Here is a 16,673-nt window from a genome sequence, read left to right as displayed (position 1 = left end):
GGCGACGGGCGACGCGCCGGGCGGTACGCCGGCCGGTACGCCGGGCTACTCGACGTGATCCGAACATCTGCGACTCCTCTCGTCAGGTTCCAGCGGGATCGAGGTCAGGCTCCAGCGATCCCGAGGTCAGGATCCAGCGGTCTCGATGTCGTGCAGTTCCTTGGCCTCCTCGGCGGTGAGGAGGCCGATTCCGATCAGGTCGAACGGGCTGACGAACCCGTCCGAGATCCGGAACCCACCGGCCCGCGCGATCGCGTCCCGCAGCGGCACCGCCCAGTGGTGCTCGATCATGATCAGCGCGGCCGCGCTGTCGTTCGGGATCTCGGCCAGCACGTCCCAGGCCTGCGGGTCGTCGAAGACCGCGACCCGTCCGGCGGCGTCGGCCGCCGCCGCACCGAGCGCCGCGCCCGCCTCCAGCCCGGCCTCGCCCTCGATGCCCAGGCCGACCAGGGCGCCGATCTTGCTGCCCAGCTCGATGGCCTCCTCCCTGGTCAGATTGCTCAGGTGCTCGACCTCGATGTCTCCTCGCGCGTCCTTGTGGACGGCGAGCGCGTCGATCACGCGTACGGTGTCGTTCTGCCGCAGTCGTTCCAGCTCGGCGATGACCTCGCCGTGGAAGTTCGGATGCCGGAAGCCCAGCACGATCAGCTGAACGGGTCCGATGGCCATCTGCTGCTCCTTCGCCAATCACTGCTCCAGGAACCCGATCCTCTTGCCCGGCGCCCGGATCCCGCCTCATCCGGCAAGGGTGAGGACCCGTCACGGGGGCGCGCGGCACGCTGGCGCCATGAAGCGCAACCTGGTCGTCGTCGTACTGCTACTGTTCGCGATGGCGGGCTGCTCGGCCGAGGAGGCCGCGAAGCCGCCGGTCTGCGACAGCTGGGACGCGGTGCAGAACACCGTGGACCACATCCGGCACGTCAACGTGTCGGAGAACGGGCTGTCCGCGCTGCGGCCTTATCTGACGCAGCTGCGCACCGAACTCAACCAGCTCTACACGGACGCGAAGAGCCAGTTCAGCGAGCAGGCGGACGCTCTGAAAGCGTCGGTGGAGCAGCTCGCGGCGGACCTGCGGGTCGCCAAGGAAGCGCCGAGCGCGATCAACCTCGCCGCTGTGCGCACCTCGGTCAGCTCGGTCCGCGGCACGGCGAACACCCTGCACAACGCGATGATCTCAACCTGCTGAGGGGGCCGTTGACCATGGAGATCGAGCGGAGCACGGCCACCGGCTGGGTGGCCTGGGTGCTGTTCGGCGGCATCCTGCTGGTGCTGCTCGGCACCCTGCATCTGACCGTCGGCCTGATCGCGCTGCTGCGCCCGGAGCTGATCGCCGGCGACCGCGCCGATCAGCTGCTGGACATCTCACTGACGTCGATCGGCTGGCTGCATGTCGCGCTCGGGGTGATCGCCCTGGTCGCCGGGGTCGGGCTGATCCGCGGCCTGACCTGGGCGCGCGTGGTGTCGGTCGGCCTCGCGCTGCTCGCGGCGCTGGTCAACTTCGCGTTCATCGCGGTCCACCCGGTCTGGTCGGTCATCGGGATCGGACTGGCCGTGCTGATCGCCTGGGCGGTCGCGGCGCACGGTCGCGAGGTCGCCGACGCGTACGGGTCGTGATCCACGGCCTCGACGAGTGGCAGCGACGGCACCGCGTTCCCGGGTTCGGGTACGCGGTGCTCCGCAAGTACCTCGACGACGCGGGCGCCCGGGAAGCCGCCCTGATCACGTACTACGGCTTCCTCAGCCTCTTCCCGGTGTTGCTGCTCGGCGTGACCATCGTGTCCCAGGTCCTGGCCGACCGGCCGGAGCTGCGCCGGAAGGTGATCGACGAGCTCGTGCCGGCGGCCCTGCACGCGGATGTGGACGCGGCGATCGCGGGGCTGCCGACGTCCCACACCGCGCTGCTGCTCGGCTCCGTCGGGCTGGCCTACACCGCGGCCGGGGTGGTGTTCTCGATCTATCACACGCTCAACCACCTGGCGGCGGTCCCGTACCGCGACCGGTCGGACGTGCTCCCCTGGATCCTGCGGGTGCTGGCCGGACTGGTGATCCTGCTGGCCGGACTGCTTGCCACGGCGACAGCTCCGCGCTACTACGCGTTCCTCATCGCTTTCGGGACGCTGCTGCTGATGACCTGGCTGCTGCTGGAGCGGCCGGCGCCGCCGCGGGCGCTGTGGCCGGCGGCGGCGCTCGGCGCGGGCGCGATCACCGCGACGCTGGAGCTCGGTTCGACCGTGCTGCCGCGACTGATCCGGCAGGCCGGGCCGGTCTACGGTGGATTCGCCACCGTCGCCGGCATCTTCACGCTTCTCTATCTCCTCAGCAATGTCCTGGTCCTCGCGGCCGAGGTGGCCGCCGTCCGCTGGGCCCGGCTCTGGCCTCGAAGCCTGGATCCGGCCCGGCCGACGGCGGCCGACCTGCGCGCCTGGGAGCTGCTCAGACGGGAGCAGGCTCGGGAGCCCGCGGCAGGAACCACGCCGCCACCAGACCGATAGCCCCGGTCACCGCGACCGCCAGCATCGCCAGCGTGTACGCCGTCCCGGGTTGCGTCCCGATCCCGGCGACCAGGATCGTCCCGGCCACCGCGCCGCCCAGCGCCGACCCCAGGTTGGAGACGCTGCGCGACAGCCCGGAGATCTCGCCCTGCAGGTCCTCGCCGAACGCGGACTGCACCACGTTCACCGACGGGGTGAGCATCCCGCCGAGCCCGAATCCGATCACGAACAGGCCGGGGGCGAACGCCCACACCGATTCCGAGGCGAGGACCAGCGACAGCAGCAGTACGACGCCGGCCACGGTGACCAGGAAGCCGGCCAGGATCAGCGTGCGCTGCGCCCGCCGTCTGGCGAACCGTTCGGCGGCGAGCGAGGAGAGCAGCAGCCCGGCGGTGGTCGCGGTGAACACCACGCCCGTCTCGATGGCGTTGTATCCCCGCTCCACCTGGAGGTAGGCGGAGACCACGAACGACGTGCCCATCAGCATCAGCCACTGGGCGCACTGGGTGAGCATGCCGAGGTTCGACATGCGGTTGCGGAACAGCGTGGTGGAGAGCAGCACCGGCCGCCCGGCCCGCTCCTTGGCCCGCATCGACGCGAAGAACCACGCCAGCACGGCCGCGCCGGCCACCATCAGCCCGAGCATCACCCAGCCGTTGTCGTCGGCCGCCAGGATCCCGGAGACGAACAGCACCAGGCCGAGCGCGGAGAGCACGGCGCCGCCCGGGTCGGTCGGCCGGCTCGGGTCCGGCGGGAGCGGGTCGTGCACCCAGCGGCGGCTGAGCACCGCGATGAGCAGCACGACCGCCGCCTGGAAGACGAACGCGGCCCGCCAGCTGATCACCGTGGTGATGAACCCGCCGATCAGCGGTCCGGTCGCCGCGCCGACCCCGCCCAGCGCGCTGATCAGGCCGAACGCTTTGGCGCGGGAGGTCATCTCGGTGAACAGCAGGGTGGTCAGGATGTAGACCGGTGGGATCAGCATCGCGGTGCCGATGCCCTCGAGGATCGAGTTGCCGAGGATCAGCAGCCCCAGGCCGGGGGCGGCCGCGCTGAGCAGCGCGCCGACCGCGTAGACCAGCAGGCCCGCGCTCAGGCTGCGTTTGCGGCCGATCCGGTCGGTCAGCTTGCCGCCGGGGATCATCAGCGCCGCCATCACCAGCAGGAAGATGGTGATGGCCAGTTGGACTCCGGCCACGGTTGTGTCCAAATCCTCACTGATGTCGTTTATCATCACATTCATGTTGGAACCGGCGAAGCTGCAGATGAACTGCGCCAGCGCGAAAGGGATCAGCGCCCGCCTGAGTTCCGCCGGGAATCTCCCGGCTCTGGTCTGTTCCGCCATCGCGGTCGCGCCTCCAAGTTCAGTATCTGCCGCTGCCGCGGCTCCACCGTGGGCCCACCTCGCACCACTCCCGGGTCCACGCCCGGTCCCGGCGGCGATCGAGCACGCCACGGGCGATCCGATGGATCCCGGCCAGGGCCGCGGCCAGGCACAGCACCACCGCCACGCCGACCATGACGGCCTGCATGCCGGGGTTGTGACCGGCCGGTGCCGCCTGCTGGACTCCCGAACGGTCCACCCAGATCGGCACCCGGGAGCCGGCCCGGCCACCGGCCGTGACCTGGATGGTTCCGTCGCGCGCGGAGCCGTCCGGCGCGTTCCAGGTCGCCTTCGCGGTCTCCACCGTGGCGTTCTCCACGAGCACGGCGTCCACCGGGAAGAGATGCTCCTGTTTCCACCGCTGGGCCCGCAGGTCGGAGCGGTAGCTCGCGTCGCCGGCGCGCCAGGCCAGCAGCGGCGCACCGGCCAGGAACGTGAGGACCAGCAGGAACACCAGCAGGCTCTCCACCCGGTCCGAGGTGCGGCGCAGCGCATTGCGTTCCCGTCCCCTGAACATGCTCAACAGGATCTGGGCGGCGGCCCGCCGCCGAATCACCCCGGCAGGGTGAGGGTCTGTTCCGGCGGTTCGGTGAGGCTCACCCCATGACCGGTTCACATGTCCGTCTCACCCACGAGAGCGCGGAGGCCACCGCCTCCGCGATCTACGGGATCATCGTGGGCGCCGCGGTCCTGGTCGCCGGGCACGCCCTGACGGCCTTCCGCGACGTCATGGCGGTGCTGACGACCCTGGTCGTCTACTGGGCCGCGGAACGCTACGCGCGGATCGTGGCCGAGCGCATCCATGAGGGACACCGCCCGGCCTGGCACGTCGTGCGCGACCACCTGACCCGGGGCTGGGAACTGGTCAGCGCGTCGCTGCTGCCGCTGCTGGTGCTGATGGCGGTCCGCTGGGCCGGCGCTTCGCTGGTCAACGCGGAAATCGCCTCGCTCTCGTGCAGCACGCTGCTGCTCTGCGTGGCCGGCTGGAAGATCGGCTCGGGCGGGCGGCTGAGCACCCGCGAGCGCCTGGTCTCCACCCTGACCGCGGGCGCGTTCGGTGCGGCGCTGATCGTGCTCAAGACGCTGTTGCACTGAGCGGGACGCTGATCAGCCGCCCGGTGCGCCAGCCGGAGCCCGCCGAAAAACGTTCGACGACGGTAACCATGCCCGCGTCGACGCTGATCCGGCTCCACGAGCGCGGGACTCCGCGGGTGCGGTGACTGGCCGACGTGCCGGCGACGACGACCACGGTGCCGCCCACCGTGCGTACGTCCGGAATGTGGGTGTGGCCGGCCAGCAGCAGGTCGGCGCCGGCCCGCAGCAGCGGACCCCGACCGGCGAGTCCGCGCCCGAAGGGCGGGTGATGCAGCGCGACCAGCCGCAGGTCGCCGCGCGGCGCGGCCCCGAAGGCACCGGCGACCGCCGCCACCTGCCGGCGGGTGACCCGGCCGTCCTTCCACCGCCAGCGTGGCATCGACTGCAGCCCGACCGCGGTGAGGCCGGGCACGCGGGCGATCGGCTCCAGGTCGTCGCAGATCCAGGTCCGGAAGCGGTCGTACGGCCGAAGCAGCCGCAACGGGCTCACCAGCGGCAGATCGTGGTTGCCCGGCACGGTCAGGACCGGCCGCGGCAGCCGCACGAGCAACGCCCGGGCCAGCTCGAACTCGCTGACCCGGGCGCGCATCGTCCAGTCCCCGGTGACCACGGTGAGCGCCGGCGCCGCCGCCGAGACGTCGGCGACCAGGCTCTCCACCGTCTCCCCATCGTGCGCCCCGAGGTGCGGATCGGACAGGTGCGCGACGACGATCACCGCCCGAAGGCGCCCGCGCTGTAGTCCCCGGCGGGAGTCACGATCGTTCCCGCCTTCCCGGCCAGGATCGCGGCGGCGTCGTCGAGCGCGCCGATCGCGGCCACTCCCCCGGTCAGTTCGGTGAAACGGCAGACCGCCTCCACCTTGGGCCCCATCGAGCCGGCCGGGAACCTCTCCCGCCGCAACTCGGCCGGGGTGGCCCGGGAGATGGCCTCGGGCGACGGGCCGCCGAAGCCCCGCAGCACCGCCGGCACGTCGGTGAGCAGCAGCAGCGCGTCCGCGTCCAGGGACTCCGCGAGCACCGCGGTGGCCAGGTCCTTGTCGACCACCGCCTCGACGCCGCGCAACCGCCCGTCCTCGTCGCGGACCACCGGGATCCCGCCGCCGCCCGCGCACACCACGACCGTGCGTTCGAAGAGCAGCGACCGGATGATCCGGGTCTCCACGATCCGCTGCGGCAGCGGTGACGGCACCACCCGGCGCCAGCTTGCGCCGTCGGGGGCGACCACCCAGCCGCGCTCGGCGGCCAGCCGATTGCCGGTCGCCTCGTCGTAGACCGGCCCGACGAACTTGCTGGGCCGGGCGAACGCCGGGTCGGCGGCCGAGACCAGGGTCTGGTCCAGGATCGCCGCGACCTGCCGCCCGGGCAGCGCGTTCTGCAGCGCCTGCAGCAGCCAGTACCCGATCATTCCCTGGGTCTGCGCGCCCAGCACGTCGAACGGGTACGGGATCCGCAGCCCCGGATCGGCCGCGGACTGCAGGGCGAGCATCCCGACCTGCGGCCCGTTGCCGTGGGTGATCACGATCTCGTGATCGGCGGCGAGCGGTGCCAGGGCCTGGACCGCGCGGACCGCGTTGGCCTGCTGCGTCGCGGCGTCCGGCCGCTGCCCGCGCTCCAGCAGCGCGTTGCCCCCGATCGCGATGACGATCCGCATCGTTCAGCTCCCCAGGGTGGCGACCATGACCGCCTTGATGGTGTGCATCCGGTTCTCGGCCTGGTCGAAGACGATCGAGTACGGCGACTCGAACACGTCGTCGGTGATCTCCAGCGCGTCCAGTCCGGTGTGCTCGAAGATCTCCTCGCCGACCTTCGTCCGCCGGTCGTGGAAGGCCGGCAGGCAGTGCATCACCCGCACCGCCGAGTTCCCGGTCGCGCGCACCATGTCCATGTTGACCTGGTACGGCTTGAGCAGCTGGATCCGCTCGTCCCAGGCCTGCTTCGGCTCGCCCATCGACAGCCAGACGTCGGTGTAGAGGAAGTCCGCGCCGCGCACGCCCTCGTTCACGTCGGCGGTGTGGGTGATCCGGGCGCCGGTGGTCTCCGCGATGGCCTGCGCCGCCTTGATCACCTCGTCCGGGTTCCACCGGGCCTCGGGAGCGACCATGCGCACGTCCATGCCCATCATCGCCCCGGCGACCAGCAGCGAGTTGCCCATGTTGTTGTGCGCGTCGCCGAGGAAGGCGAAGGCCACCTCGTTGTCGTGCTTGACCGTGTGCTCCCGCATCGTGAGCAGGTCGCAGAGGGTCTGGGTGGGGTGCCACTCGTCGCTGAGCCCGTTCCACACCGGCACCCCGGAGCAGCGGGCCAGGGTCTCCACGTTCTCCTGGCCGAAACCGCGGTACTCCAGGGCGTCGTAGAAGCGGCCGAGCACCCGGGCGGTGTCCTCGACCGACTCCTTGTGGCCCAGCTGGGTGCTGCCCGGGTCCAGGAACGTGACATGCGCGCCCTGGTCGTGGGCGGCCACCTCGAACGCGCACCGGGTCCGGGTGGAGGTCTTCTCGAAGATCAGCGCGATGTTCCTGCCGGTCAGCCGGGGCACCTCGGTCCCGGCGTACTTGGCGGCCTTGAGCTGGGCGGCGAGCCGCAGCAGGAAGCGCCACTCGTTCGGGGTGAAGTCGAGTTCCTTGAGGAAGCTGCGGTTGCGGAGGTTGACGGACATGATTTCCCCCTAGCTTGCGTCGCGTTCGATCGGGCAGGTCATGCAGCGCGGCCCGCCCCGGCCGCGGCCCAGCTCGCCACCGGCGATGGTGATCACCTCGACGCCGTGCCGGCGCAGGAACGTGTTGGTGGTGACGTTGCGCTCGTAGCCGACGATCACTCCCGGCTCGACCGCCAGGAAGTTGTTGCCGTCGTCCCACTGCTCCCGCTGGGCCGCCCGGATGTCCTCGTTGGTCTCCAGCACCTGGATCTTGTCGATGCCGAGGGTCTCGGCGATGGTGGCGAACAGGTCGTCGTTGCGGACGACCGTCAGCCCGTCCGGATCGTTCTCGGGCCGCACGGTCCACGAGCGCAGCGCGCCCTGCAGGTACGGGTACATCACGAAGGTGCCCCGGTCGATCATGGTCATCACCGTGTCGAGGTGCATCATCGCGTGCGAGTGCGGCAGCTCGATGGCGATCACCTTGGTCGCCGCGCCGGCCTGGAACAGGCTGCGGGCCAGGTTCTCCACGCCCATCGCGGTGGACCGCTCACCCAGCCCGATCATCACGGCGCCGTTGCCGAGCACGTGGATGTCGCCGCCCTCCAGGGTGGCCGGCTGGTGCGGTTCGTCGTCGCCGCCGTACCAGACCTCGAAGTCGGCCAGGGTGAACATCGGGTGGAAGCGGTAGATGGCCGAGCTGTGCACCGACTCACGGTGCCGGGCCGCCATGGCCATCGGGTTGACGCTGACCCCGCCGTAGATCCAGGCCGAGTTGTCCCGCTGGAACAGGTGGTTGGGCAGCGGGGTGAGCACGAAGTCGTCGGCGCTCATCAGCTCCCAGCGCAGACTGTTCACGGTGAATCCGGCCAGCTCCTGCTTGAGCACGCCGCCGATCAGGTAGTCGGCGAGCTTCGCGCTCTCCGCCTGCTCGGCGAGCCGGCGCAGCGGCCCGACCAGGGTCGGCCCGACCGTGTCGTCGGTGATGACCCGGTCCAGCACCCAGGACCGGGCGTGCGGGATGTCGAGCACGTCGGCGAGCAACTGGGCGAAGTAGTGCACCCGCACCCCGCGTTCGCGCAGCACCTCGGCGAAGGCGTCGTGCTCCTCGCGGGCCCGGCGCGCCCACAGGATGTCGTCGAAGAGCAGGTCCTTGACGTTGTCCGGGGTGAGCCGGCTCAGCTCGACGCCGGGACGGTGCAGGATCACCTGCCGCAGCCGGCCGATCTCCGAATCCACGTGGAAACTCATGATGATCTCCGTGATCACTCGTAGGCCGGGACCGGCGGCGGCGCGGTCATCCGGTTGCGTACCGAGAGGTAGACCGGCACGCCGAGCAGGAACGCGGCACCGGCCATCAGGAACGGACCCCAGACGACGTACCAGTCGTCGTGCCCGGTGTTGCGCGAGTACCAGACGAACAGGATCGAGAAGAAGAGGCTGACCAGGGCGATCGTGCTGTCCCGGGCGAACCGGGCGCCGTTGCCCGCGCGGCGGTCCTGAACGCGCCACTTGAGCTGGGCGAGCGCGGAGAAGGCGTACGGGACGGCCGCGGTGATCCCGGTCATCAGCACCAGCGTGTTGAAGACCGTGGCACCGCTGGCGCCCATGTAGCTGACCACCATGGCCAGGCTGCCGAAGACGGTCGAGGAGAGGATCCCGGCGGTCGGCACGCCCCGGCTGGAGGTCTTCCCGAAGAGCGCCGGGAACACCCCGTCCTTCGCGGCCGCGAGCGGCATCTCGGCGCAGATCATGGTCCAGCCGTTGAGCGCGCCGAAGCCGGAGACGATCACCGCGAGGGCGGTCAGGTCGCCGGCCCAGGTACCGCCGCCGGCCATCACATTCGCGGCCACCGAGTACGACGCCTTGTCCTCGCCGAGCGTGGCCGTCGGCACGATGCCGAAGACGGCGATCATCGAGAGCAGGTAGACCACGGCGGCGCTCAGGGTGCCCAGCACGGTGGCCCGGGGCACGTTGCGGGCCGGGTCGCGGACCTTGGCGGCGGCCACGGCGGCGCACTCCACGCCGAGGTAGCTGAAGAGGCAGATGGCCATGGCGGCGCCGATCGCCTGCCAGTCGCTGTCGCCGCTGATGTTGGCCGGCTTGTAGTTGGCGGTGCTGATGAAGAAGAGCCCGACTGTCGACATGATGATCAGGGGGATGAACTTGATGACCGAGGTCCAGAGCTGGACCGCGCCCATGTTCTTGACCCCGCTCAGGTTGATCAGTGCCGGGATCCAGAGTCCGATCAGGGCGATCACGATCGACCAGCCGGTCACGCCGTCCTTGTTGACGAAGTGCTCGACGTAGAAGACCCAGCCGGTGACGATCGCGGCGTTACCGGCCCAGGCGGTGATCCAGTACGACCAGGCGTTGACGAACCCGACGGGGTTGCCGAACGCCGAGCGGGCGTACGCGTACGGACCGCCGTCGGCCGGAACCCGCCGGGACAGCACCGCGAACAACAGGGCCAGGGCGAGCGCCCCGATCGTGGTCAGCACCATCGCGACGATGCTGATCGGGCCGATCCCGGAGAGCGAGTACGGCAGGTTGAAGATCCCGACCCCGATGATGGTGCCCAGGATCAGCGCGGTCGCCTGCGGCAGGCCGAGACTCCGGTTCACGGCTCCGCCGCTTCGGGCCGGCCCACCCTGTTGGTCCTCGCCGAACGGCACATTCGCGGCTCCCTCCACAGTCGATGCCCGTCATCGTCGCCGCGTCACGCCCGCCCGGGCTCACCCCGGCGGGGTGAGCTTCTTGAGGCATCCGCGCAGGTAGTGGTGCACTTCGTCGGCGCCGGTCAGGGCACCTGGCGGGTCCCAGTCGCGGGGGTGGATCAGCACCGGCCGGCTCTGCCCACCGCCGAGGCCGCCGTGGCAGCCGATCAGCTCCTCGAACGCGGCGACCTCCTGCGTGACCGGATCCCAGAGGCTGTTCACCACCAGGTCGCCGGTGTGCGCCAGACGGTCGTGCCGGCGCAGGTCGTCCGCGGCCCGCGGCCCGAAGTCGCGCAGCGGATCCGCCCCCTCGACGTGGTCGTCGTCGAGCCAGCGCCGCCCGTCGTGTCCGAGAACGATCGGTCCCTCGCGCGCTGAGCGGACCAGCACCCAGCCGATCCCGGGATGTCCGGTCAGCCCGGGCAGCAGCGCCGGATACCGCTCCTCGATCTCCTCGAGGCTGACCCGTCCGTCGCGCTGGGCGAAATAGACCAGGGCGAGATTTCCGGAGGCCGCAATCACCACCGGCGGCCTTCCGGCCTCCGCTTCCACGACTTCTTTTCCGGTACGGGTGAGGTCCGCCCGCAACACCCGCGCCCGGCCGGCCTGCTCGTCCTCCACCGAGGCGGTCACCGCGCCGTCCGCGGTCAGCTCCGCCACCAACTCGTCGAACCGGAGCCCGTAGCGCTGGGCGAACGTCGCCCCCTGGCTCTGCCCGTGATCGGAGAGCACCACGAACCGGTACGGCCGGGGCGCCGCCGCGGCCACCTCCTCCAGCGTGGCCAGCACCGCGTCGATCCCCTCCAGCGACGCGAGGGCCTCCGGCCGGGCCGGACCGGCGTGGTGGGCGATCTCGTCGTAGTCGACGAAGTCGCAGTACACCACGGGCGCGCCCCGCATCAGCTGCTCCGCGAGCACGGCCAGGTTGAGGTGCCGCAGCAGCACGTTCGTCGCCCCGCGCAGCAGCACATAGGACCAGGTGCGGCGCATCCGCGGCCGGACCCGCCGATGCCGCTGCCGGCGCGCCTGGTGCACCTCCTTGAGGATCTCCCCGCAGGTCAGCACCAGCGACCGGGTCAGCCCGAACGGATCCAGCAGGTACGCGCTGACGTATCGCCGGGGTCCCTGAGCCGCGCGGCGGGCGGTGCTCATGGTCAGCAGCGAGGTGGGCGCGTCCCCGGAGAACACGTTGCTCACGCTGACCCCGCCGTCGGCGAGCAGCCCGTGCCCGTCCGAGCAGCGGGCCTCGACCAGCGCCGCGTCCCGCGGACGGTTGGTGACGACCATGCGGCCGGTCTCCTTCTCGTACCACCGGAAGGCCGGCACCTGATCGCTCGCCCCGTGCAGCAGCCCGGCCTGGCTGGCCGGCGTGGTGGCCGGCAGCTGCGCGTGCCACTCGACCAGGGCGTGGCTGCCGTCGCCGAGCCAGCGCCCCAGAGTCGGTAGGTTCCCGGCGTCGAGCGCCCAGCGCGCCAGCGGTGCGGAGAGCCCGTCGATCTGGATGATCAGCACACCGGGCGTCTCCGTGCGCGGCACACCGCGCCGGAAGTGCCGGTTCACCCGGAGTAGATGCTGGGTGACCACACCGTCCTGTCCCGCCGTGACCACCCAGAGTCCCGCGCTCATCAGCGCCGCGCCCAGCCAGGCCGCCCCGAACGCGGTCCAGAAGCCGTCGACGTGCACCCCGGGCGCGACCTCCAGCGCCGCGTAGACCAGCAGCGCCTGGCTGACCAGCCACCCGGCCACGACCCCGAGCCAGCCGAGGGTCGAGAGCAGCTTCACCAGGGCCGGCCGCAGCACCGTCCCGAAGAGTCCGAGCAGGGCGGCCGCGATCAGCACCGACCAGCCGTTGTCCGCGCTGATTCCGGGCAGCACGGCGATGGTCAGGCCCAGGGCGACCACCCCGAGCAGCACCGTGACGACAAGGGGCAGGACCCGCATCGCCTCAGCGTCGCGCCCGGGTCCCGGGACGGCCTCACTCCGGCGGGATGAAACACCGGCGGTGGACCGGGACGCCTTGCTCAGGTCGTACCGGGAACCCGTCTCACTCGCCGGGGATGGGACGCGCCGGCGGCGGGCGGCGGACAATGAGCGGGCAAGGCGCGGCGGACCGGGAGGTGACCGCGATGCCGGAACCGAGCGGGTTCCAGGAGCGGATTCCGCGCCGGCTGCGGCCGCGGGCCGCGCTGATTCTCGGCAGTCGCATCGGGCGGCTCATGCTGCGCGGGGCCGGGGAACTGGTCCGGGTGCAGATCTTCGACCGCTCGATGACCCTCGCGGCGCAGTCCTTCACTTCGATCTTCCCGCTGCTGATCATGCTGACGGCGGTGCTGGGACCGGCCAGCCGGGCGCGGATCGCCGACATGCTGCAGCTGCCGGACAGCAGCGAGCGGCTGCTCCGGGAAGCGCTCAGCGGCAGCCACAGCAATGCGTTCGGGCTGGTCGGGTGCCTCTTCGTGATCTTCTCGGCGACCGGGTTGAGCCGGGCGCTGGTCCGCTCCTACCGGGCGGTCTGGGAGCTCGAGCAGAAGGCCGCGACCGCGCGGCAGATCGGGACCGTGCTGGCCCTGGTGGTGTACCTGCTGTTCGCGCGGCTGCTCGGGTGGGTGGTGTCGCTGCTGCCGGGGGCGCCGGTCGTCGGTGTCCTGGCCACATTCGTCGCGGACTGCGCGCTGGCGATCCTGCTGCCGTGGCTGCTGCTGGGCACGGGCGCCCCACGCGGGCCGCTGCTGATCGCCGCGGGCGCGTTCGGGCTGATGATGATCGCGGTCCGCAGCGCCGGGGCGATCTATCTGCCCCGGGCGCTGGAGTCCAGCACCGATCGCTACGGCACGATCGGGCTGGCGTTCACCTTCATCGGCTGGCTCTACGTGCTGTCGTTCTGCCTGCTGCTCTCCGCTGTCATCGGCAGGATGGTCACAGCAGACCCAGCTGACGAGCGATGACGACGGCCGCCCGGCGGCGCCCGGCGCCCAGCTTGCGGTAGATCGAACGCATGTGCGCCTTGACCGTGTTCACCGAGATGCCGAGGTTCTCGGCGATCTCCCCGGCGGTCAGCACGGTCGGAAGGTACTGCAGGACATCGATCTCCCGCTCGCTGAGCGGCCCGGCTGACGGCACCCCCACGATCGCCGGGATCTCTCCGGTGATCTCGGCGAGCACGGCGTCGCCGGACGGGTCACGCGTCTCGGTCAGCCACTGCTGCCGCTCGGCCAGGGCCAGGACCCGGTCCCCGCCGTAGCGCCGGAACGGCCGGCGGATGCGTTCGGGCTCCGCTTTGGCCAGTGCCCGCCCCAGCGCCTCGCTCGCCCGCGCGCTGTGGCCGTGCGCGTCCGCGTCCAGCGCGGTGAGCAGCCAGGCGGTGACCGCGGAGACCCGGTCCGGCCCCTCACGTACCAGGTAGAACAGCTGCTCGGCGGCGTCGTGGCGTCCGGTCGCCTGGCACGCCTGGGCCAGCAGCACCTGCTCCGCCGGGTACAGCCCGTCGCGGGTGCCGTAGCGGGCGAGCACCGGCGCCGGGGTGTTCAGGGCCAGGTCGATCTCGCTGCGCGCCAGGCCGATGATGCGGCGCAGCAGCGGTGCGTCCAGCCCCGGCCCGGCCTCCTGGACCACCCCGCCGAGCACCGCCCCGGCGGTACCCGGCTCCCCCCGCTCCACCAGCAGGTACGCCCGCAGCGTCCCGGACAGCACGGTCATCGCGGCCTCCGGCTGGTCACCGCAGGCGTGCAAAGCCCGTCGCAGCCCGTCCTCCGCCTCGGCCCCGCCGCCCCGGAGCAGCTCGATCGCCGCCTGCACCAGGTGGGCCGGGGCCGTCGCGGCCCGGTCCTCCGCCTCGATCCGGCGGGCCACCCCCAGCGCCGCGGCCGCGTGCTCCCCCGCCGTCCGCAGCGACCCGTGCAGGACCCCCAGCAGGGCGAGGTGTCCGAGCGCGCTGATCTCGACGAGCGGCGTCCCGGCCGCCCGGGAGCCGGTCGCGGCGGCCCAGAGATAGCGGTCGGCGTGGTCGGCACGGTCTGTCCAGAGCAACCCGATCCCCTTGCTGAGCAGCGCGATCGCCCGGTGCTGCGGCATCGACGGCGTCTGGTCCCAGCGCAGCCGGCCGAGCTCGGCGAGCACCTCCGTGGTGACCGTGACCAGCCGGCGCATCTCGCCCCGCCGGTTGATCACCGTGGCCGCCTCCATCGCGTTCACGGCCAGCTCGATCGCCTGCCGGCTCGCCCGGCCCCGGCCGGTCAGCAGGACACGGCTCTGGGTCAGCCGTTGCGACAACCCGTCCATGTCACCGAGCGCGTAGCTGCGCAACGCGGCGCAGAACATGAGCTCGGCGCTGCCTGGTAACCGGTCGACCGGGACCTGCCGCAACAGACCGATCAGTTCGGCCCGGTCCGGCGAGGCGAACAGCGGCAGCCCGTGGTCCACCACCAGGCGGCCGACCAGGTCCCAGTCGCCGGCCAGGGTGGCGTGCGTGAGCGCGGCGAGCGGGGTGCCGTGGCGGGCGTGCCACTGCGCCGCCAGCAGGTGCAGGCGGGGCACCACCTCCGGCCGGATCCGGGCCAGGCGGTACCGCAGGGCCGCCCGGAACTGGCGGTGGTATCGGAACCATCCGGTGGTACCCACCCGCTCCAGGAACAGGTTGGCGTGGGCCAGCCGGTCCAGGATCTGCTCGGCGTGCCGGCGGCCGGTCAGCGCCGTGGCCAGATCACCGGAGATCCGGTCGGGCACGCTGGTCGACAACAGGAATTCCCGCAGCTCGGGTGGCTGCGTGGCCAGCACCTCCCGGATCAGGTAGTCGCCGGCCGCCTCGTCCACCACCGCACCGGCCGGCGCGTCGAGGGCCAGCCGCAGTCCGGCGGCCCACCCTTCAGTGGCCCGGACCTGCGCCGCGACCTGATCGACAGGCGCCCGGACCCCGCGCAGGGCCATCAGCTCAGCCGCCTCCTCGACCCGGAACGCCAGGTCGTGGGCGCGGATCTCGACCAGGTCACCCGCGGCCCGCAGCCGGTGCAGCTGCAGCTCCGGCACGCTCCGGGCGACCAGCACCAGGCGCAGCCGCTCGGGCACCCGGCGCAGCAGGCCGGCCAACGCGTCGAGCACCCGCGGTTCGGTGATCTCGTGCAGGTCGTCGAGGACCACCACGACCGGCCCGGCCGAGGCTCCCAGGCCGGAACCGAGACGACGCAGGAACGCGACCCCGTCGGTGGCCAGCGTCGCCCCACGCCCCGGGATCCGGTCACCGGGCCGGACCGCGCCGCTGGTCTGCAGGGCCAGCAGCAGGTCGGACCAGAAGACGTACGGATCGTTGTGTCCCGGATCGAGGGTGAGCCAGGCGATCGGGCCATTGATCGAGCGGGCCGCGGCCCAGGTCGTGACCGCCGTGGTCTTGCCCCAGCCCGGCCCGGCGCAGACCAGCGTCACCGCCCGGCGCGTCCCGGCGTCGAGCGCCTTCGCCAGGCGGTCCCGCCAGATCAGACCGGGTGGTAGCCGTGGCCGTCCGATCTGCTCGATCGTCTCCGGCATGGGCGGGCCGATGCCCGCGGGTTCCCACATGTAGCCCCCAACCCCTGGGTGGGCACAGGCACGTCCTCCGTGATCCGGCGCGGACGGATCATCACCGTGCTGCCCGCTCGTCGTTCCCTGCTGAGTTCCCCGCCAGCAGGGACAAACCCTTTCGCTGCCACGCCCCCGCCCCCAGGGATCACAGCGACGCAAATCGATTCACCGACACGGAATCACAGTACGTACTTGATCGGCAACTATCAGTATTCGCAGGGGTCGAGGAATAAACTTGCAAGTTGCATGTTCGACTGAGGTTCATCCCCGGCGCGGGAGGCGGGACCCACCCTCCCGGTCGTCTGCTGGGGACATGTCGAACAGTTACGCGAGTGAACGACCCACCGGCGCCGACGCTCCCGCCCCGGCCGCCACCAGCTGGGTGTCCGTGGTGGTGTTCGCCGGTGTCCTGCTGCTGACCCTGGGCGGGTTCCAGGTGACCGAGGGCGCGGTGGCCCTCTACCGCGAGGAGTTCTTCATGGTCACCCGGACCGGGCTGGTGCTCGAGCTGGATTACGCGACCTGGGGCTGGACCCACCTGCTGCTCGGGCTGGCCGCCGTGGCCGCCGGAGCCGGGGTGCTGCTCGGCCGGCTCTGGGCGCGGATCCTCGGGGTCCTGATCACCTTCCTCGGCGCGCTGCTGCACTTCGTGTTCCTGGCCGCGTCGCCGCTCTGGTGCACCATCCTGATCTGCATGGATATCCTGATCATCTACGCGCTCTGCGCCCACGGTCGCGACGTCCGCCCCACCCACGCCGGATGAACCGGCCCGCCGGCCCAGCCCTCGGAAAGGGGCTGGGC

At 71.5% G+C, this 16,673-nt stretch carries 16 protein-coding genes; 6 read left to right on the top strand and 10 right to left on the bottom strand.

Annotated elements, in window-relative coordinates; genetic code table 11:
• Positions 1–126: 126 nt before the first annotated feature.
• Positions 127–669 carry a hypothetical protein gene (locus CHC09_RS39005; protein ID WP_089298361.1) on the bottom strand — a complete coding sequence of 181 codons (543 nt, stop codon included), beginning with the start codon at positions 667–669 and terminating at the stop codon, positions 127–129.
• 118 nt (positions 670–787) lie between these two features.
• Here CHC09_RS39005 and CHC09_RS39000 point away from each other — a divergent pair, with 118 nt between their 5' ends.
• From CHC09_RS39000 to CHC09_RS38990, 3 genes are read left to right on the top strand one after another with little or no spacing between them, the layout of a single operon-like run.
• Positions 788–1,186, top strand: coding sequence for a hypothetical protein (locus CHC09_RS39000; protein ID WP_089298306.1), 399 nt, complete (start codon positions 788–790; stop codon positions 1,184–1,186).
• A 14-nt stretch (positions 1,187–1,200) separates the two neighbouring features.
• A complete protein-coding gene (locus CHC09_RS38995) occupies positions 1,201–1,614 on the top strand; it encodes a DUF7144 family membrane protein (RefSeq protein WP_089298305.1) in 414 nt (137 codons plus the stop codon).
• On the top strand, positions 1,611–2,492 hold the full coding sequence (locus CHC09_RS38990) for a YihY/virulence factor BrkB family protein (RefSeq protein WP_239138823.1): 882 nt from the start codon (positions 1,611–1,613) through the stop codon (positions 2,490–2,492). Before CHC09_RS38995 ends, CHC09_RS38990 begins: the two co-directional genes overlap by 4 nt.
• Here the strand turns inward: CHC09_RS38990 and CHC09_RS38985 are convergent.
• Together CHC09_RS38985 and CHC09_RS38980 are read right to left on the bottom strand one after the other, a co-directional pair.
• Entirely contained in the window at positions 2,434–3,837 is a 1,404-nt protein-coding gene (locus tag CHC09_RS38985) for an MFS transporter (RefSeq protein WP_089298304.1), read from the bottom strand. The two genes, CHC09_RS38990 and CHC09_RS38985, sit on opposite strands and share 59 nt — an antisense overlap.
• 19 nt (positions 3,838–3,856) lie before the next feature.
• On the bottom strand, positions 3,857–4,393 hold the full coding sequence (locus CHC09_RS38980) for an Rv1733c family protein (protein ID WP_089298359.1): 537 nt from the start codon (positions 4,391–4,393) through the stop codon (positions 3,857–3,859).
• A gap of 86 nt (positions 4,394–4,479) precedes the next feature.
• On the opposite strand from CHC09_RS38980, the gene CHC09_RS46855 reads away from it, so the two are divergent.
• On the top strand, positions 4,480–4,971 hold the full coding sequence (locus tag CHC09_RS46855; protein WP_089298303.1) for a hypothetical protein: 492 nt from the start codon (positions 4,480–4,482) through the stop codon (positions 4,969–4,971).
• Here CHC09_RS46855 and CHC09_RS38970 read toward each other — a convergent pair.
• The 6 genes from CHC09_RS38970 to CHC09_RS38945 all read right to left on the bottom strand — a co-directional run bounded on the left by CHC09_RS38970 (position 4,952) and on the right by CHC09_RS38945 (position 12,263).
• The gene (locus CHC09_RS38970; RefSeq protein ID WP_089298302.1) at positions 4,952–5,686 is read right to left on the bottom strand and encodes a metallophosphoesterase family protein; all 735 of its coding nucleotides are present in this window, start codon (positions 5,684–5,686) and stop codon (positions 4,952–4,954) included. The genes CHC09_RS46855 and CHC09_RS38970 overlap by 20 nt on opposite strands.
• Complete coding sequence (locus tag CHC09_RS38965) at positions 5,683–6,621, bottom strand: carbamate kinase (protein ID WP_089298301.1); 939 nt, start codon at positions 6,619–6,621, stop codon at positions 5,683–5,685. Before CHC09_RS38965 ends, CHC09_RS38970 begins: the two co-directional genes overlap by 4 nt.
• A 3-nt stretch (positions 6,622–6,624) precedes the next feature.
• The gene (gene argF, locus CHC09_RS38960; protein ID WP_089298300.1) at positions 6,625–7,626 is read right to left on the bottom strand and encodes an ornithine carbamoyltransferase; all 1,002 of its coding nucleotides are present in this window, start codon (positions 7,624–7,626) and stop codon (positions 6,625–6,627) included.
• Positions 7,627–7,635: 9 nt separating this feature from the next.
• Complete coding sequence (locus tag CHC09_RS38955; RefSeq protein ID WP_179277461.1) at positions 7,636–8,856, bottom strand: arginine deiminase; 1,221 nt, start codon at positions 8,854–8,856, stop codon at positions 7,636–7,638.
• A 14-nt stretch (positions 8,857–8,870) separates the two neighbouring features.
• On the bottom strand, positions 8,871–10,229 hold the full coding sequence (locus tag CHC09_RS38950; protein ID WP_089298357.1) for an amino acid permease: 1,359 nt from the start codon (positions 10,227–10,229) through the stop codon (positions 8,871–8,873).
• Positions 10,230–10,340: 111 nt separating this feature from the next.
• Positions 10,341–12,263 carry a phage holin family protein gene (locus CHC09_RS38945; protein ID WP_239138820.1) on the bottom strand — a complete coding sequence of 641 codons (1,923 nt, stop codon included), beginning with the start codon at positions 12,261–12,263 and terminating at the stop codon, positions 10,341–10,343.
• 185 nt (positions 12,264–12,448) lie between these two features.
• Here CHC09_RS38945 and CHC09_RS38940 point away from each other — a divergent pair, with 185 nt between their 5' ends.
• The gene (locus tag CHC09_RS38940; protein ID WP_089298354.1) at positions 12,449–13,267 is read left to right on the top strand and encodes a YhjD/YihY/BrkB family envelope integrity protein; all 819 of its coding nucleotides are present in this window, start codon (positions 12,449–12,451) and stop codon (positions 13,265–13,267) included.
• On the opposite strand, the gene CHC09_RS38935 is transcribed toward CHC09_RS38940, so the two are convergent.
• Positions 13,239–15,869 (bottom strand): winged helix-turn-helix domain-containing protein, encoded by a 2,631-nt coding sequence (locus CHC09_RS38935; protein WP_239138819.1) that lies wholly within the window; start codon positions 15,867–15,869, stop codon positions 13,239–13,241. The genes CHC09_RS38940 and CHC09_RS38935 overlap by 29 nt on opposite strands.
• A 316-nt stretch (positions 15,870–16,185) precedes the next feature.
• Here CHC09_RS38935 and CHC09_RS38930 point away from each other — a divergent pair, with 316 nt between their 5' ends.
• On the top strand, positions 16,186–16,635 hold the full coding sequence (locus CHC09_RS38930) for a DUF7144 family membrane protein (protein ID WP_089298299.1): 450 nt from the start codon (positions 16,186–16,188) through the stop codon (positions 16,633–16,635).
• Positions 16,636–16,673 lie beyond the last annotated feature (38 nt).

The sequence above is a fragment of the Actinoplanes regularis genome (assembly GCF_900188005.1).
GTDB lineage: Bacteria > Actinomycetota > Actinomycetes > Mycobacteriales > Micromonosporaceae > Actinoplanes > Actinoplanes regularis.
This window is presented reverse-complemented; position numbering and strand designations above follow the sequence as displayed.

Excerpts from the sequence above, each read along its gene's own strand:
- CHC09_RS39005 (WP_089298361.1), bottom strand. The coding sequence starts at position 669 with ATGGCCATCGGACCCGTTCAGCTGATCGTGCTGGGCTTCCGGCATCCG.
- CHC09_RS39000 (WP_089298306.1), top strand. The coding sequence starts at position 788 with ATGAAGCGCAACCTGGTCGTCGTCGTACTGCTACTGTTCGCGATGGCG.
- CHC09_RS38995 (WP_089298305.1), top strand. The coding sequence starts at position 1,201 with ATGGAGATCGAGCGGAGCACGGCCACCGGCTGGGTGGCCTGGGTGCTG.
- CHC09_RS38985 (WP_089298304.1), bottom strand. The coding sequence starts at position 3,837 with ATGGCGGAACAGACCAGAGCCGGGAGATTCCCGGCGGAACTCAGGCGG.
- CHC09_RS38980 (WP_089298359.1), bottom strand. The coding sequence starts at position 4,393 with ATGTTCAGGGGACGGGAACGCAATGCGCTGCGCCGCACCTCGGACCGG.
- CHC09_RS46855 (WP_089298303.1), top strand. The coding sequence starts at position 4,480 with ATGACCGGTTCACATGTCCGTCTCACCCACGAGAGCGCGGAGGCCACC.
- CHC09_RS38965 (WP_089298301.1), bottom strand. The coding sequence starts at position 6,621 with ATGCGGATCGTCATCGCGATCGGGGGCAACGCGCTGCTGGAGCGCGGG.
- argF (WP_089298300.1), bottom strand. The coding sequence starts at position 7,626 with ATGTCCGTCAACCTCCGCAACCGCAGCTTCCTCAAGGAACTCGACTTC.
- CHC09_RS38955 (WP_179277461.1), bottom strand. The coding sequence starts at position 8,856 with ATGAGTTTCCACGTGGATTCGGAGATCGGCCGGCTGCGGCAGGTGATC.
- CHC09_RS38945 (WP_239138820.1), bottom strand. The coding sequence starts at position 12,263 with ATGCGGGTCCTGCCCCTTGTCGTCACGGTGCTGCTCGGGGTGGTCGCC.
- CHC09_RS38940 (WP_089298354.1), top strand. The coding sequence starts at position 12,449 with ATGCCGGAACCGAGCGGGTTCCAGGAGCGGATTCCGCGCCGGCTGCGG.
- CHC09_RS38935 (WP_239138819.1), bottom strand. The coding sequence starts at position 15,869 with ATGTGGGAACCCGCGGGCATCGGCCCGCCCATGCCGGAGACGATCGAG.
- CHC09_RS38930 (WP_089298299.1), top strand. The coding sequence starts at position 16,186 with ATGTCGAACAGTTACGCGAGTGAACGACCCACCGGCGCCGACGCTCCC.